Origin of the sequence: Streptomyces sp. NPDC020299, from assembly GCF_044387825.1 — a bacterium.
Classification (GTDB): domain Bacteria; phylum Actinomycetota; class Actinomycetes; order Streptomycetales; family Streptomycetaceae; genus Streptomyces.
On the sequence record NZ_JBIRWL010000012.1, the window covers coordinates 166250 to 181009 of the forward strand.

At 69.1% G+C, this 14760-nt stretch carries 18 protein-coding genes and 1 tRNA gene; 6 read left to right on the top strand and 13 right to left on the bottom strand.

All coding sequences use genetic code 11. From position 1 onward, the window contains the following. Positions 1-38: 38 nt before the first annotated feature. Positions 39-368, bottom strand: coding sequence for a DUF3618 domain-containing protein (locus tag ACH45E_RS28930; RefSeq protein WP_361450356.1), 330 nt, complete (start codon positions 366-368; stop codon positions 39-41). A 98-nt stretch (positions 369-466) separates the two neighbouring features. On the opposite strand from ACH45E_RS28930, the gene bcp reads away from it, so the two are divergent. The 4 genes from bcp (at position 467) to ACH45E_RS28950 (ending at position 2514) form a co-directional block, all read left to right on the top strand. Then, positions 467-934: a thioredoxin-dependent thiol peroxidase gene (gene bcp / locus ACH45E_RS28935; RefSeq protein WP_361450353.1), complete on the top strand. Its 468-nt coding sequence runs from the start codon at positions 467-469 to the stop codon at positions 932-934. 143 nt (positions 935-1077) lie between these two features. Beyond that, a complete protein-coding gene (locus ACH45E_RS28940) occupies positions 1078-1737 on the top strand; it encodes an HNH endonuclease signature motif containing protein (RefSeq protein WP_361450350.1) in 660 nt (219 codons plus the stop codon). Further along, a complete protein-coding gene (locus tag ACH45E_RS28945; RefSeq protein WP_361450347.1) occupies positions 1737-2396 on the top strand; it encodes an HNH endonuclease in 660 nt (219 codons plus the stop codon). The genes ACH45E_RS28940 and ACH45E_RS28945 overlap by 1 nt, the downstream gene beginning before the upstream one ends. A 35-nt stretch (positions 2397-2431) precedes the next feature. Next, a tRNA-Leu gene (locus ACH45E_RS28950) sits at positions 2432-2514 on the top strand. 47 nt (positions 2515-2561) lie between these two features. Here the strand turns inward: ACH45E_RS28950 and rdgB are convergent. The 4 genes from rdgB to ACH45E_RS28970 all read right to left on the bottom strand — a co-directional run bounded on the left by rdgB (position 2562) and on the right by ACH45E_RS28970 (position 4783). Further along, entirely contained in the window at positions 2562-3164 is a 603-nt protein-coding gene (rdgB, locus tag ACH45E_RS28955) for an RdgB/HAM1 family non-canonical purine NTP pyrophosphatase (RefSeq protein ID WP_361450344.1), read from the bottom strand. Between the two features lie 10 nt (positions 3165-3174). After that, positions 3175-3570: a hypothetical protein gene (locus ACH45E_RS28960; protein WP_361450341.1), complete on the bottom strand. Its 396-nt coding sequence runs from the start codon at positions 3568-3570 to the stop codon at positions 3175-3177. 165 nt (positions 3571-3735) lie between these two features. After that, positions 3736-4473, bottom strand: a complete 738-nt coding sequence (gene rph / locus ACH45E_RS28965; RefSeq protein ID WP_361450338.1) for a ribonuclease PH — start codon at positions 4471-4473, stop codon at positions 3736-3738. 76 nt (positions 4474-4549) lie between these two features. Further along, a complete protein-coding gene (locus tag ACH45E_RS28970; RefSeq protein ID WP_361450335.1) occupies positions 4550-4783 on the bottom strand; it encodes a PTS glucose/sucrose transporter subunit IIB in 234 nt (77 codons plus the stop codon). A gap of 280 nt (positions 4784-5063) precedes the next feature. On the opposite strand from ACH45E_RS28970, the gene ACH45E_RS28975 reads away from it, so the two are divergent. Next, complete coding sequence (locus ACH45E_RS28975) at positions 5064-6317, top strand: PTS transporter subunit EIIC (protein ID WP_361450332.1); 1254 nt, start codon at positions 5064-5066, stop codon at positions 6315-6317. A 69-nt stretch (positions 6318-6386) separates the two neighbouring features. Here the strand turns inward: ACH45E_RS28975 and ACH45E_RS28980 are convergent, their stop codons facing one another. Further along, on the bottom strand, positions 6387-7139 hold the full coding sequence (locus ACH45E_RS28980; protein WP_361450329.1) for an MBL fold metallo-hydrolase: 753 nt from the start codon (positions 7137-7139) through the stop codon (positions 6387-6389). Positions 7140-7409: 270 nt separating this feature from the next. Here ACH45E_RS28980 and ACH45E_RS28985 point away from each other — a divergent pair, with 270 nt between their 5' ends. Next, positions 7410-7868, top strand: coding sequence for a type II toxin-antitoxin system PemK/MazF family toxin (locus tag ACH45E_RS28985; RefSeq protein WP_361450326.1), 459 nt, complete (start codon positions 7410-7412; stop codon positions 7866-7868). Positions 7869-7922: 54 nt separating this feature from the next. Here ACH45E_RS28985 and ACH45E_RS28990 read toward each other — a convergent pair whose 3' ends face one another. From ACH45E_RS28990 to ACH45E_RS29020, 7 genes are all read right to left on the bottom strand, one after another. After that, the gene (locus ACH45E_RS28990; protein ID WP_361450323.1) at positions 7923-8489 is read right to left on the bottom strand and encodes a hypothetical protein; all 567 of its coding nucleotides are present in this window, start codon (positions 8487-8489) and stop codon (positions 7923-7925) included. Positions 8490-8605: 116 nt separating this feature from the next. After that, positions 8606-10687: a putative Ig domain-containing protein gene (locus tag ACH45E_RS28995; RefSeq protein WP_361450320.1), complete on the bottom strand. Its 2082-nt coding sequence runs from the start codon at positions 10685-10687 to the stop codon at positions 8606-8608. Positions 10688-10975: 288 nt separating this feature from the next. Beyond that, positions 10976-11926 carry a cysteine synthase gene (locus ACH45E_RS29000; protein WP_361450317.1) on the bottom strand — a complete coding sequence of 317 codons (951 nt, stop codon included), beginning with the start codon at positions 11924-11926 and terminating at the stop codon, positions 10976-10978. A 17-nt stretch (positions 11927-11943) separates the two neighbouring features. Beyond that, entirely contained in the window at positions 11944-12222 is a 279-nt protein-coding gene (locus tag ACH45E_RS29005) for a MoaD/ThiS family protein (RefSeq protein ID WP_361450314.1), read from the bottom strand. 108 nt (positions 12223-12330) lie between these two features. Continuing rightward, positions 12331-12426: a putative leader peptide gene (locus tag ACH45E_RS29010; RefSeq protein WP_361450311.1), complete on the bottom strand. Its 96-nt coding sequence runs from the start codon at positions 12424-12426 to the stop codon at positions 12331-12333. 122 nt (positions 12427-12548) lie between these two features. After that, a complete protein-coding gene (locus ACH45E_RS29015; protein ID WP_361450308.1) occupies positions 12549-12971 on the bottom strand; it encodes a M67 family metallopeptidase in 423 nt (140 codons plus the stop codon). A gap of 144 nt (positions 12972-13115) precedes the next feature. Next, on the bottom strand, positions 13116-14543 hold the full coding sequence (locus ACH45E_RS29020; RefSeq protein WP_361450305.1) for an amino acid permease: 1428 nt from the start codon (positions 14541-14543) through the stop codon (positions 13116-13118). Positions 14544-14760 lie beyond the last annotated feature (217 nt).

A 14760-nucleotide genomic window follows, 5' to 3' on the forward strand; every position in this document is an offset into this window, starting at 1 on the left:
GAACCTACCTGCCTTTGCCGCGCCCGGACGCCGCCGGGTCAGCCCTTACGACGGCGAGTCCCCAGGGCGAGCAGCCCGACGAGCCCGACGGCCACGAGCGCGACGGGCACGACGCGCTCCAGCCGGGGCGCTCCGTCCTCGTCCACGAACTGGGCCCGGGCCTCGGTCACGACCCGGTTGACCTGGATGTAGGCGCGCCCGAGGGTGTGGTCGATGTTCGAGACCACTTTGGCCTTGGCGTCTCCGACGATGGTCTTCGGATGCACCCGCACCCCGATCTCGTCCAGCGTCTCGGCCAGCACCTCGCGGCGGCGCTTGATGTCCGCCTCGATCTGCGCCGGGGTTCTGGTGTCCGACGTCTCCGCCACCGTACGGCCTCCGAAGTCTGCTGAGTGCGCTTTGTGCTGGACAGTCTGTCAGCTCATGGGCCGACCGTGCTGTCAGGACCCCCGGTTACGCTGGCCCAATGAGCGAGCGACTCCAGCCCGGGGACGTGGCCCCCGCCTTCACCCTGCCCGACGCCGACGGCACCGAGGTGTCCCTGGCCGACCGCAAGGGCCGCAAGGTCATCGTCTACTTCTACCCCGCGGCCCTCACTCCAGGCTGCACGAAGCAGGCCTGCGACTTCACCGACAACCTCGACCTCCTGGCCGGCGCGGGCTACGACGTCATCGGCATCTCCCCCGACGCCCCCGAGAAGCTCGCGAAGTTCCGCGAGAAGGAGTCCCTGAAGGTCACCCTCCTCGCCGACCCCGACAAGAAGGTCACCGAGTCCTACGGCGCCTACGGCGAGAAGAAGAACTACGGCAAGACCTACCTCGGCGTCATCCGCTCCACGATCGTCGTGGACGAGGACGGCAAGGTGGAGCGAGCCCTGTACAACGTCCGCGCGACGGGCCACGTGGCCAAGATCATCAAGGACCTGGGTATCTGAGGAGCCCCCTCCCCTGCTTGGCGGGCGGCTCGCACCGGGAGAACCGGCGCGGGCCGCCTTTCGCATGCCGAGCGTGACCGTCCGATAAACGGTTCGTTACTCCGTACGGGCCGCGAACATGCGGCCGGAACGGAGGGGGCTCGATGGGGGCCAGTGCGTACACCAGGGAGCGGCTGGAGGAGGCGGCTCGGGGGGCGCGGACGTTGTCGGAGGCGTTGGAGCGGTTGGGGGTGGATCCGAAGAGTTCGACGCGCCGCTACGTGTATGAGCGGATGAAGAAATTGGGGGTGGATATTTCGCACTTCGAGCGAGAGGGGGTGAGGTGGACGCGGGAGGTGCTGGAAGGGGCGGTGGTGGCGTCTACGAACATGTGCGAGGTGCTGCGCCGTCTGGGTCTGGAAGTGGTGGGCGGGCATCACTCGCACATCAGCCGGAGGATCAAGGCGTACGGGATCGACACGTCACACTTCGCATCGGTTGTCCGAACGAAGCGGATGACGGACAACCGGCGACGCCGGACTCCCGGCGAGATCCTCGTCGAGGACACATCGCCACAAGCTCGGCGGCTTCCGAGCCGCCGCCTGAAGCGTGCAATGAGCGAGGTGGGCGTCGAGGAGCGCTGCGCGCTCTGCGGAGTCGAGGCAGTCTGGCTCGGGGAGCCCCTGCCGCTAGAGGTGGACCATATCAACGGCGACTGGAGGAACAACCGCGTTGAGAATCTGCGGCTGCTCTGCCCCAACTGCCACTCCACCACGGACAGCTACCGAGGGCGCGGCAAAGGGCGCGTCAGGGGTGGCATTTGATGAGCGGCGTGCAATACACCCGGGAGCGGTTGACGGAAGCCGCCCAGCGATGCTCCGACATGGATGAGGTCATCGCATTCTTCGGTGTACGTCCTTACCGCAACCTTCCTCGGCACTTGTACAAGCGCTTCGAGCAGTTCGGCGTCGACATTTCACACTTCCCGCGTCGGCGGCGAGCCGGTGAGCCTCCGGGCAAGCCAACTGCCGAGGAGTTGCGGCGTGCAATCGCGGAGGCAACCTCCATCGCAGGCGCTCTCGGTGCACTGGGCAAGCCCTGCAACGGCAAGTATCGCGCGCTGTTCCATCAGTGGGTGGCAGAGGACAGCCTTGACACCTCCCACTTCCTGGGACAGGCGCATCAACGTGGCAAGCGCGGGACGAACGCCAAGCGGTCAGAAGACGTTCTGGTTCGACATGAGAGCACCCACCGAATCGCAACCAAGCGTCTACGACGGGCTCTCCGCGATGTCGGCGTTGCCGAGCGATGCGCCCGCTGCGGTACCGAGCCGGAATGGCTCGGCAAGCCCATGACCCTTGAGGTCGACCACATCAATGGGGACTGGAGGGACGACCGGCATGAGAACCTGCGGCTGCTGTGTCCCAATTGCCATGCGATCACCAGCACATGGTGCAGGGGAGGAAACCGGCGCCGTGAGTAGACGGGCGCCGCGTCCCCGGTAGCATGGGCGGGCAGGCGGCCGTTGCTGAACGGTATAAGCAGAGGTTTTAGGTGCCTCGGGGCGTTTGCCCATGTGGGTTCGACTCCCACCGGCCGCACGCCTTTGATTCGAAGGTCCACCCGGAATGGGTGGACCTTCGTCTTGTCAGCCCAACAGCTCCCGAACCACAGGCACCAGCGCCCGGAACGCCTTCCCCCGGTGGCTGATCGCGTTCTTCTCGTCGGGGGAGAGTTCCGCGCAGGTTCGTGTGTGGCCCTCCGGCTGGAGGATCGGGTCGTAGCCGAATCCGTTCGTGCCGGTCGGGGTGTGGCGCAGGGTGCCGCGGAGTTGGCCCTCGACGACCCGCTCCGTTCCGTCCGGCAGCGCCAGTGCCGCCGCGCAGGTGAAGTGGGCGGCTCGGTGTTCGTCGGCGATGTCTCCGAGCTGGGCCAGCAACAGCGCCAGGTTGGCCTGGTCGTCGCCGTGGTGGCCGGACCAGCGGGCGGAGAAGATGCCGGGGGCGCCGTTCAGGACGTCGACGCAGAGGCCGGAGTCGTCGGCCACGGCGGGCAGGCCGGTGGCCTGGGCCAGGGCGTGGGCCTTCAACAGCGCGTTCTCGGCGAAGGTGACGCCGGTTTCCTTGACGTCGGGGATGTCGGGGTAGGCGTCCGCGCCGACGAGTTCGTGGGGCAGGCCTGCGTCGGCGAGGATCGCCCTGAGTTCGGTGATCTTTCCGGCGTTGCGGGTGGCGAGGATCAAGCGGGTCATGACCCCAGTATCAGGGGGTGCAGACCTTGGTCAGTTCGACGGTCGCGTCCTTGACCGGGGTCAGGTCGGGGGTCTTGTCGCCGTTCTTGATGGCTGTGCGGACGTTGTCGACGGCCTTGTCCAGGTCGTCGACCGTTTTGTTGAGGTCCGCGTTGTCCGTCCTGTTGCCGATCTTCTTGAGGTCCTTGTCGATGTCGTCGAGGGAGGCGTCGGCCCGGTCCGGATTGACGGCGGCGTGCGCGGCGGCGAACTGTAAGTCGGTGACGTCGTCGGCGACGGCGTGGGCGGTCTGCATGCAGTCCAGGGCCTTGTCGACGGCGGAGCAGCCGGCGGCCAGGCCGAAGGTGAGTGCGGTGCCGGCGGCGGCGAGGGTGAGCGTGGTACGGCGGTTTCGGCACGCGGCCATGGCTGGGTTCCCTCCCCTGGTCGGGCCCCCGCGGGAGGCCCCCGTTGGTATCCGTTGGGACGCGGGGGCGGGGGGCCGGGTTGCATGTGCCGACCGCCCCGCCCGATGCTCCCGACGCCGGCTAGGGAACGCCTTGAGTACTGCCCGACGACCGCCTGAGGCCGGCTACTTCGCGAGGACCGTCTCGAGCGCCTTGCGCTGGAGGCCGGCCAGCTCGGTGCAGCCGGTGACGGCGAGGTCGAGCAGGGCGTTGAGCTCGTCGCGGGCGAAGGGTTCGGCCTCGGCGGTGCCCTGGACCTCGACGAAGCGGCCGTCGCCGGTGCAGACGACGTTCATGTCGGTCTCGGCCCTGACGTCCTCCTCGTAGCAGAGGTCGAGGAGCGGGGTGCCGCCGACGATGCCGACGGAGACGGCGGAGACCGTGCCGGTCAGCGGCTGGCGGCCGGCCTTGATGAGCTTCCTGCCCTGGGCCCAGGCGACGGCGTCGGCGAGGGCGACGTACGCGCCGGTGATGGCGGCGGTGCGGGTGCCGCCGTCGGCCTGGAGGACGTCGCAGTCGAGGACGATGGTGTTCTCGCCGAGCGCCTTGTAGTCGATGACGGCGCGCAGGGAGCGGCCGATGAGGCGGCTGATCTCGTGGGTCCGGCCGCCGATGCGGCCCTTGACGGACTCGCGGTCGCCGCGGGTGTTGGTGGCGCGGGGCAGCATGGAGTACTCCGCGGTGACCCAGCCCTCGCCGCTGCCCTTGCGCCAGCGGGGGACGCCTTCGGTGACGGAGGCAGTGCAGAAGACCTTGGTGTCGCCGAAGGAGACGAGGACGGAGCCCTCGGCGTGCTTGCTCCAGCCGCGTTCGATGGTGACCGGGCGGAGCTGTTCGGGCGTGCGGCCGTCGATTCGAGACATGGCGATGAGCCTAGTCGCAGATGGGGGCGGGGCTCCTCCCGCGGTGGAAGGTGCCCCGTCCGGGTGAGCCCGGGGGCTACATCATGTCTTCGATCTCCGCCGCGATCGGGTCGGCGTCGGTGCCGATGACGACCTGGATGGCGGTGCCCATCTTGACGACGCCGTGGGCGCCGGCGGCCTTCAGGGCGGACTCGTCGACCAGCGAGGGGTCGGTGACCTCGGTGCGCAGCCGGGTGATGCAGCCCTCGATCTCCTCGATGTTCTCGATGCCGCCGAGCCCGGCGACGATCTTCTCAGCCTTGGTGGCCATGTCCGTCTCCCTGAATTCCATGAGCCGAAGTCTTTTGTAGCGGTTATCACAATGGTCCGATTTGGCTCGCTTTCGTGACCACTGTCCCGAATGATGGCGATCACTGCAGCTGAACCGAACCGTATGCCGACTGGTCTACACCAGGGGGCCGATGGCCGCCAAGCGCGGTATGACACGCGGCCCCACGGCAATGAGGAATCACGGGTTCCTTACGCGGGCTTCATCTGCTACAACATGGTCTACACCACTCAGTGGTGTAGACCACCCCGATGGAGGACGTATGAGCACCGCCACCGCGCCCACGACGGCGGCTCCCGCGAAGAAGCGGGGATCCGGCCTGTTCCAGGGCCTGCAGAAGGTCGGCCGCAGTCTGCAGCTCCCGATCGCCGTGCTCCCGGCGGCGGGCATCCTGCTTCGGCTGGGCCAGCAGGACGTGCACGACAAGCTCAATCTGCCCGACAAGGTCACGGCGGTGTTCGCCACCGCCGGTGGCGCGATCTTCGACAACCTGCCGCTGCTGTTCTGCATCGGTGTGGCGATCGGCTTCGCCAAGAAGGCGGACGGCTCCACCGCGCTGGCGGCCCTGGTCGGCTTCCTGGTCTACAGCAACGTCCTGAAGGCGTTCCCGGTCACCGAGGCGAAGATCCAGAAGGGCGCGGACATAGCCGCGACCTACAACAACCCCGGGGTCCTCGGCGGCATCCTGATGGGCCTGCTGTCCGCCGTGCTGTGGCAGCGCTACCACCGCAAGAAGCTGGTGGACTGGCTCGGCTTCTTCAACGGCCGCCGTCTGGTGCCGATCATCATGGCCTTCGTCGGCACCGCCATGGGCGTCTTCTTCGGGCTGGTCTGGAAGCCGATCGGCGAGGGCATCTCGAGTGTCGGCGAGCAGATCACCGGTCTCGGTGCCGCGGGTTCCGGTCTGTTCGGTCTGATCAACCGCGCGCTGATCCCGATCGGCATGCACCAGTTCGTGAACTCGGTCGCCTGGTTCCAGATCGGCGACTTCAAGAACTCCGCCGGTACGGTCGTGCACGGCGACCTCACCCGCTTCTTCGCCGGTGACCCGACCGCCGGACAGTTCATGTCGGGCTTCTTCCCCATCATGATGTTCGGCCTCCCGGCCGCCGCGATCGCCATCGCGCACTGCGCCCGCCCCGAGCGCCGCAAGGCCGTCCTCGGCATGATGATCTCGCTCGCGCTGACCTCCTTCGTGACCGGTGTGACCGAGCCGATCGAGTTCTCCTTCATGTTCATCGCCCCGGTGCTGTACGCGATCCACGCGGTGCTCACCGCCCTGTCCATGGCGATCACCTGGGCGCTCGGTGTGCACGCGGGCTTCACCTTCTCCGCGGGCTTCATCGACTACGCGCTCAACTGGAACCTCGCCACCAAGCCCTGGTTGATCATCCCCATCGGCCTGGTGTTCGCGGCGATCTACTACTCGGTCTTCCGCTTCGCCATCACCAAGTGGAACCTCCCCACCCCGGGCCGGGAGCCCGAGGAGGAGGTCGAGGACCTCACCAAGGCGTGAGTCCCGCCCCGGCGTGACGAAGGCCCCGGAACCGCGGCTCGGGTTCCGGGGCCTTCACGCGTGCGGGAGTCAGATCTCGTACGACTTCCTCGGCACCGCCAGCTCCACCGGCCCGTCGAAGACCTCGCGGGCGTCGGTCAGGTTGGCCTGGGGGTCGGTCCACGGGGGGATGTGGGTGAGGACCAGGCGGCGGGCGCCGGCGCGGGCGGCCGTCTCGCCGGCCTCGCGGCCGTTGAGGTGGAGGTCGGGGATGTTCTCCTTGCCGTGCGTGAACGCGGCCTCGCACAGGAACAGGTCGGCGTCCCGGGCCAGCGTGTCGAGCGCCTCGGTGACGCCGGTGTCCCCGGAGTAGGTCAGCGACTTCCCGCCGTGCTCGATGCGGATGGCGTAGGCCTCCACGGGGTGGCGGACCTTCTCGGTGTGCACGGTGAACGGGCCGATCTCGAACGTGGACGGCTTCACCGTGTGGAAGTCGAAGACCTCGCTCATGGAGGAGGCGGTGGGGGTGTCCGCGTAGGCCGTGGTCAGGCGGTGCTCGGTGCCCTCGGGGCCGTAGACCGGGATCGGGTCGCAGCGGCCGCCGTCGTGGCGGTAGTAGCGCGCCACGAAGTACCCGAGCATGTCGATGCAGTGGTCGGCGTGCAGATGACTGAGGAAGATCGCGTCGAGGTCGTAGAGACCGCAGTGGCGCTGCAGCTCGCCGAGGGCGCCGTTGCCCATGTCGAGAAGCAGCCGGAAGCCGTCGGCCTCGACGAGGTAGCTCGAGCAGGCCGATTCCGCGGACGGGAACGACCCCGAGCAGCCGACGACGGTGAGCTTCATGAAGCAGAAACCTCCGTTGGCGGTATAACCGGGATACCGGGATGCCGAGATACCGGGTTAACCGGGATAACCGGGATAAGGGGCGAAATTGGGGGCTGACGAGGGTCGTGCGGTGCGTCGAGCGTAAGGCGCAAAAGCACCGGTCGCTCCTCCGCCAGGGGCCGTTGTGGGCGAACTCACCTGTGCTGTCACCGGTTCGGCTGGACCCGGGGCGCAAAAGGCTTACGAGAGGGCGCGCAATGGGAATCGCGCGCCGGTAACGTCATCCGTATGGACACGTCCTGGTGGCTCGCGCTCGCGGCAGTGGTACTGCTCGCGCTGGTGGCCACGCTAGTCGACGGCTGGGGGCGGGGCCGCCGGCCGCCGCGGCGCAGGACCCGCCCGCCGGGCCGCCCCGAGGGCTTCCACGGCCAGGCGGCCCGTCCGTACCCGGGGGACATCTGGTGGGCCAACGTCCCCTACGAGGACGGGCCGGGCGGCAAGGACCGGCCCTGTCTGGTGCTGGCGGTGCGCGGCAACCGGGCGACCGTCGCGAAGATCACCAGCAAGTACCACGACGAACGCGCCGGGGTGATCCCGCTCCCGCCGGGTTCCGTCGGGGACGCGCACGGGCGGCCGAGCTTCCTGGAGACGGACGAGCTCAGGCACGTGGCGGTGTGGGACTTCCGGCGCCGGGTGGGCGTGGTGGACCCGGTGCTGTGGGACCAGGTACGGCACTTGGCGGGCTGAGTACGGCTGAGTACTCCGCCGTTGACGGCTCGGAGGCCGCGTGCCGGCTCGGCCTCAGCGGACCTCCACGGTCACCTTCCAGCCCTGGATGCCCTTGCAGGACACCTGCCCGGGGCGGCTCGCGCACAGCGGCCGGGACGAGGTCAGGTGGGCCGTCCCGGGCGCGACCGCCTCGAACGCGGCGGTCGCGTCGCCCGGCTGGATCACGAACCCCGGGTTGGCGGCCTTCAGCGCGCCGCCCTCGGCGGTGACCGGTTTCCAGGGGCGGTCCTTGGTGCCGTCGAGGGTGAGCCGGAGCGTCTGGCCCTCGGCGAGGCAGACGGTACGGCCGTTGTCGGTGGCGTCGAGCTGGGTGCGGGGGGTGCAGGACCCGGACCCTGTCGGGGACGAGGGGGGCGAGGCCGAGGGTGACGTGCTCTGGGACGCCGAGTCGCTCGGGGTCGGGGTCGGGGACGGGGACTGAGACTGCGAAGGTGAGGAGGGTGTGGGGGACACCGATCCGCTGCCGGCCTCCCCTCCCCCGTCCTGCGAGCCGCAGCCGGCGAGGAGCAGCGCCGCCGCGGTGGCGGCGACGGCGAAGGTGCGGTGGAGCGTCGTACGGGGCATCGGGTGACGGCGCATGGGGTGTCGCCCTTTCCGCGGTGACCGGTTGGTACGGGTGTGACGTACCGGACGCGGATCCGGATCCGCACGGGGCCCCGGCCGTCGGCCGGGGCCCCGTTTTCCGCGGCGCTGGGTCAGCTGGTCGTCACGGCGGTGTCGTCCAGGACGAAGCTGGTCTGGAGCGAGGAGTCCTCGGCCCCGCTGAACTTCAGCGTGACCGTGGAACCGGCGTACGAGGACAGGTCGAAGGACTTCTGGGTGTAGCCGGAGGCCTTGTTGAGGTTGGAGTAGGTGGCCAGGGTGGTCGAACCGGCGGTCACCGTCAGCTTGTCGTAGGCGGTGCTGGTGCTGGTCTCCGCCGTGTCGACGTGCAGGTAGAAGGTGAAGGTGGCCTTGCAGCCGGAGGGGATGGTCACCGACTGGGACAGCGTGTCGGTGTGGGTGGAGCCGTAGCCGTCGAGCCAGGCGTAGTACGAGCCGCCGTGGGCGCTCTGGCCGCTTTCGTTGGTGATGACGCCGCTGGAGGCGGTCCAGGTGGTGCTGCCGGACTCGAAGCCGGGGTTGCCGAGCAGCTGCGCCGAGGTGCAGGTGCCGCCGCCCCCGCTGGAGCTCACCGTCCAGGTGAAGGAGGCGGAGCCGGAGGCGCCGGTGGAGTCCTTCGCGGTGACGGTGACGGTGTAGGTGCCCGCGGTGGACGCGGTGCCGGAGATCAGGCCGGTGGAGCTGTTGATCGACAGGCCGGTGGGCAGGCCGCTGGCGCTGTAGGTGAGGGTGGCGCCCGCGCTGTCGCTGGCGCTGATCTGGAGGCTGGCCGTGCCGCCGGTGGTGGTCGACTGGCTGCCGGGGTTGGTGACGGTCACGGTGTTGCCGGTGCTGGTGCCGGAGGTGAAGGCGGCGGTGCCGTCGGGGGTGCCCCAGCCGGTCGGGCCGTCGTATCCGGTGCCCGCGGTGCAGAAGTACGAGGTGGAGCAGCTGCCGTTGTTGCCGCTGGTGACGTCGTACAGGTTGCCGGTGTGGCTGTAGGGGTACTTCGCCGGGTAGTCACTGGAGCCCGGGGTGCCGGCGAGGGCGTACACGCCCGCGATGATGGGCGCGGAGGCGCTGGTGCCGCCGTAGACGGCCCAGCCGGAGCCGCCGTAGGTGTCGTAGACCGCGACGCCGGTGGCGGGGTCGGCGACGGCGGAGACGTCGGCCTCCATGCGCTTGGAGCAGCCGGTGTCGGTCTGCCAGCTCGGCTTGGCGTCGTACGAGGAGCAGCCGGAGCCGGTGCCCTCGGTGCTGGACGTCTTCCACACGGACTCGGTCCAGCCTCGGGAGTTGGAGGACGTGGACAGCGCGGTGCCGCCGACGGCGGTGACGTACTGGGAGGTCGCCGGGTATTCGGCGCCGTAGGCCTCGTCGCCGGAGGAGACGGTGATGGCGACGCCGGGGTGCTTGAAGTAGGAGGTGTCCTCGCTGGTCTGCGAGGAGGACTCGGAGCCGCCCCAGCTGTTGGAGACGAACTTGGCGCCGAGCGCGACGGCCTCGTTCTCGGCGGCGCCGAGGTCGGAGTCGGTGGCGGAGTTGGCCTCGACGAGGATGATGTTGCAGTTGGGGCAGACCGCGCTGACCATGTCGATGTCGAGCGCCTCCTCGCCCGCCCAGCCGCTGTCGTTGGTCGGCAGGGAGGTGGTGGAGCCGGTCTGGCTGACCTGCTTGAAGCAGCCGTTGGCGACCGTGCAGGCCGACAGGCCGTATGTCGAGCGGTAAGTGGCCAGGTCGGAGGCGGCGTTGGGGTCGTTGTAGGCGTCGACGACGGCGACGGTCAGGCCGGAGCCGCCGGTCGAGGGCAGGGCGTACGCGCTGTGCAGGTTGGCCGGGCTGAGGCCGGAGGGCGCGGCGGCGACCGCGGCGGCGAGCCGTTGCCTGATGTCGGTGCGGCGCTGGGCGAAGCAGGTGGCGTGGCCGGGCTTCGCGGTGGCGCACAGGTGCGTGGTGGGGACCTTCTGGCCGGCCTTGCCGGTGGAGTGGAAGGTCTGGCGCTCGGGGGCGGTGAGGGCCTTGGCGTTCTGGGTGGTGCGGGAGGTGTGGGTCGCGGCGGCGGCGGCGGGGGTGGCCTGGGCCCCGGCGGTGGGTGCCGCGACGAGTCCGGCGACGGTGAGGGCGAGGGCGGGCATGGCGACGGCGAGGAGTCTGCGCAGGCTCCGTCTCCGCCTGCTCGGGCGTGACTCACGCATGGGGTTCTGCCTCCATCGGTGGGGTCGAGCTGGATGGGCAGGCCCGTGACGCGCGTAGCGGCGGCGAAACCGCGCAGTCATGAGCATGACATTACTGAGGAGATGTTTCCGGAAGGGCTTCCGGAAAGGGGAACACCCCGCGTGCCGAGCTGAGCAAGACATGACAGGGTGCGGGCAGAACGTAGCCCCCACGGCCGGGCGGCGGCAGACCCGGACGGGGTTCTTTGCCGTCCTGTGGACAGCGCTTAGCCCCCTCATAGGAGGGGGATGGCGCTTCGATGATGAGCCCTATGCCCAGAGCTGGCCCTGGAGCGTCTCGATGGCCGCCTCGGTGGTGGCCGCCGTGTAGACGCCGGTCGAGAGGTACTTCCAGCCTCCGTCGGCCACGATGAAGACGATGTCGGCGGACTCCCCCGCCTTGATCGCCTTGTTGCCGACGCCGATCGCCGCGTGCAGGGCGGCGCCGGTGGAGACGCCCGCGAAGATGCCCTCCTGCTGGAGGAGTTCACGGGTGCGGGTGACCGCGTCGGCCGAGCCGACGGAGAAGCGGGTGGTGAGGACGGAGGCGTCGTACAGCTCCGGTACGAAGCCCTCGTCGAGGTTGCGCAGGCCGTACACCAGGTCGTCGTAGCGCGGTTCGGCGGCGACGATCCGCACGTCCGGCTTGTGCTCGCGCAGGAAGCGGCCGACGCCCATCAGGGTGCCGGTGGTGCCCAGGCCCGCGACGAAGTGGGTGATCGAGGGCAGGTCGGCGAGGATCTCCGGGCCGGTCGTGGCGTAGTGGGCGCCCGCGTTGTCCGGGTTGCCGTACTGGTAGAGCATCACCCAGTCCGGGTGCTCGGCGGACAGCTCCTTGGCGACGCGCACGGCCGTGTTGGAGCCGCCGGCCGCCGGGGAGGAGATGATCTCCGCGCCCCACATGCCGAGCAGGTCCCGGCGCTCCTGCGAGGTGTTCTCCGGCATCACGCACACCATCCGGTAGCCCTTGAGCTTGGCGGCCATGGCGAGGGAGATGCCGGTGTTGCCGGAGGTCGGCTCCAGGATCGTGCAGCCGGGGGTGAGCCGGCCGTCCTTCTCCGCCTGCTCGATCATGTGCAGCGCGGGACGGTCCTTGACCGAGCCGGTGGGGTTGCGGTCCTCGAGCTTGGCCCAGATACGGACCTCGGGGGACGGCGACAGCCGCGGCAGGCGCACCAGAGGGGTGTTGCCCACCGCGGCCAGCGGGGAGTCGTAGCGCATCGCTGATCAGCGGCCGATCAGGCCATGCCGCCGGCGACGGCGGGCAGGATCGTCACGTTGTCGCCGTCGGACAGCTTGGTGTTGATGTTGTCGAGGAAGCGGACGTCCTCGTCGTTCAGGTAGACGTTGACGAAGCGGCGCAGCTGGCCGTTGTCCACGATGCGGGCCTGGATGCCCGAGTGCCGGGTCTCGAGGTCGGCGAACAGGTCGGCGAGGGTCTCACCACTGCCCTCCACCGCCTTCTGACCGTCGGTGTAGGTGCGGAGGATGGTGGGGATGCGGACCTCGATGGCCATGGTTGCGGGCTCCTGTCGGAAAGTGTCTGGTCTGTGGGCGCGCGGCGGCGCGGAGTGCGGGTCGTGCTCGGGGTGCCGCGGCTCAGGCCGTACGGCGGCAGGGCAGCGTCAACAGATGGCGCTGTTCAGCCTGCACAGGTCGACGTGCAGCCGCGCCACGAGCAGCAAACTCGGCGCCTTCTCGCTCACGTCGTTCAGAACCATGGGGTCATCGTATCGATTCCCGGTCCGGGTACCGGAGTGTGGTCTCGCATGCTGGATGAATACTGATCGAACTGCGAGATAGCGGCGGGATCGCGGCGCGGACGTGGCGAGATCGTGCGGCCTCAGTAGCTCTCCACGATCTTGACTTCCTCCTCCGTGACCTCGCCCTCCACGATGCGGTACGAGCGGAACTGGAAGTCGCCGAGGCCGTCGGTGTCGGCGGTGGACACCAGGACGTAGTGGGCGCCGGGCTCGTTGGCGTAGCTGATGTCGGTGCGGGACGGGTAGGCCTCGGTCGCCGTGTGGGAGTGGTAGATCACCACCGGCTCCTCGTCGCGGTCGTCCATCTCGCGGTAGAGCTTGAGGAGGTCGCCGGAGTCGAACTCGTAGAACGTGGGCGACATGGCCGCGTTCAGCATGGGGATGAAGCGCTCGGGGCGGTCCGAACCGGCCGGGCCCGCCACGACGCCGCACGCCTCGTCGGGGTGGTCCTTGCGCGCGTGCGCGACGATCTGGTCGACGAGGGCCTGGGTGATGGTCAGCATGTCCGCCAATATAAGCAGTAGGGCCGCCCGTACCGAGGTGTGGTACGGGCGGCCCGTATGCCGGACGCCCTGAGCGGCAGCCGGAGCGGGTGCCACGAGAACCCGCTGCGGCCGGACGTCCGCGGTGAGGATCAGAAGTGCGGGTCAGCCGACCTTCTCGAGCTCCGGCTCACGGCGGTCGGCGACCTCCGGGTTGCGGGCCTTCAGCGCCAGCCAGCCGACGCCGAGGGCGGCGGCCCAGCCGGCCATCACGTACAGGCAGACGCGCGAGTCGGCGTCGTAGGCGATCAGACCGGTGACGAAGAGCAGGAAGACGATGGCGATGTACGAGCACACCGCGCCGCCCGGCGCCGGGAAGGAGGAGGCGGGCAGCCGGCCCGCGTCCACCGCGCGGCGGTAGAGGACGTGGCTGACCAGGATCATCAGCCAGGTCCAGATGCCGGCCGCGGTCGCCACCGAGGTGACGTAGCCGAAGGCCTTCTCCGGGACGATGTAGTTGAGGATCACGCCGATGCCCATGAAGGCGACCGAGACGGTGATGCCGAGCGCGGGGGTCTTGGAGGCGGAGAGCCTGCTGAAGGCGCGGGGGGCCTCGCCGTTGTCCGCGAGGGTGCGCAGCATGCGGCCCGTGGAGTACATGCCGGAGTTGCAGGACGACAGGGCGGCGGTGAGCACCACGAAGTTGACGATGCCGGCGCCGGCCGGGATGCCGATCATCGCGAACGCCTTCACGAAGGGGCTGACGCCCGCCGCGAACTGGGTCCACTTCACCACGCACAGGATGACGGTGAGGGCGCCGACGTAGAACAGCGCGATGCGCCAGGGCAGCGTGTTGATCGCCTTCGGGAGGGTCTTCTCCGGGTCCTCGGACTCCCCGGCCGTGACGCCGACCAGCTCGACGGCGAGGTAGGCGAACATGACGCCCTGGAGGGTCATCAGGGAGGAGCCGACACCCTTGGGGAAGAAGCCGTCGAACTGCCAGAGGTTGGCGACGGAGGCGGTGTCCCCGGCGGCGCTGAAGCCGAAGGTGAGCACTCCGAGGCCGATCACGATCATGCCGACCAGCGCGGTGACCTTGACCATCGAGAACCAGAACTCGATCTCGCCGAAGAGCTTGACCGAGATCAGGTTGGCCACGAACAGCACGACGAGGAACACCAGTGCCGTCACCCACTGGGGGATGGCGGGGAACCAGTAGTTGACGTAGATCGCGGCGGCCGTCAGCTCGGCCATGCCGGTGACGACCCACATCAGCCAGTACGTCCAGCCGGTGAAGTAGCCGAAGAACGGGCCGAGGAACTCGCGGGAGTACTCCGCGAAGGAGCCCGAGACCGGTCGGTAGAGCAGGAGCTCGCCGAGCGCCCGCATGATGAAGAAGATGATCACGCCTGCGAGGGCGTACATGAGGATCAGGCTGGGGCCGGCCTTGGCGATGTTCGCCCCGGCGCCCAGGAACAGGCCGACGCCGATGGCGCCGCCGATCGCGATCATCTGGACCTGCCGGCTGCCGAGCCCGCGCTCGTAGCCCTCTTCCGGGGCCTCGGTGGCCTCGGTGACCTGCGAAGAGGTCATGTGTGGTGCGCCTTTCTCCATGCCGACCCGGGCCGCTGGTCGGCCTCGGACCGGGTTTCGATCCCCCCGGATGACTGGAGTGAGCGGGTTTCGCGAGCCCGCCCGTGCCTGGCCGGCGGTTGCCGGCTCGGTGGCGCACCCGGCCGAACATGGGTGGTGTTGGCCGGGCGGTCGTGAAGATTTATCACGGCCGCAATATTGATCACCCTTGCGGAAT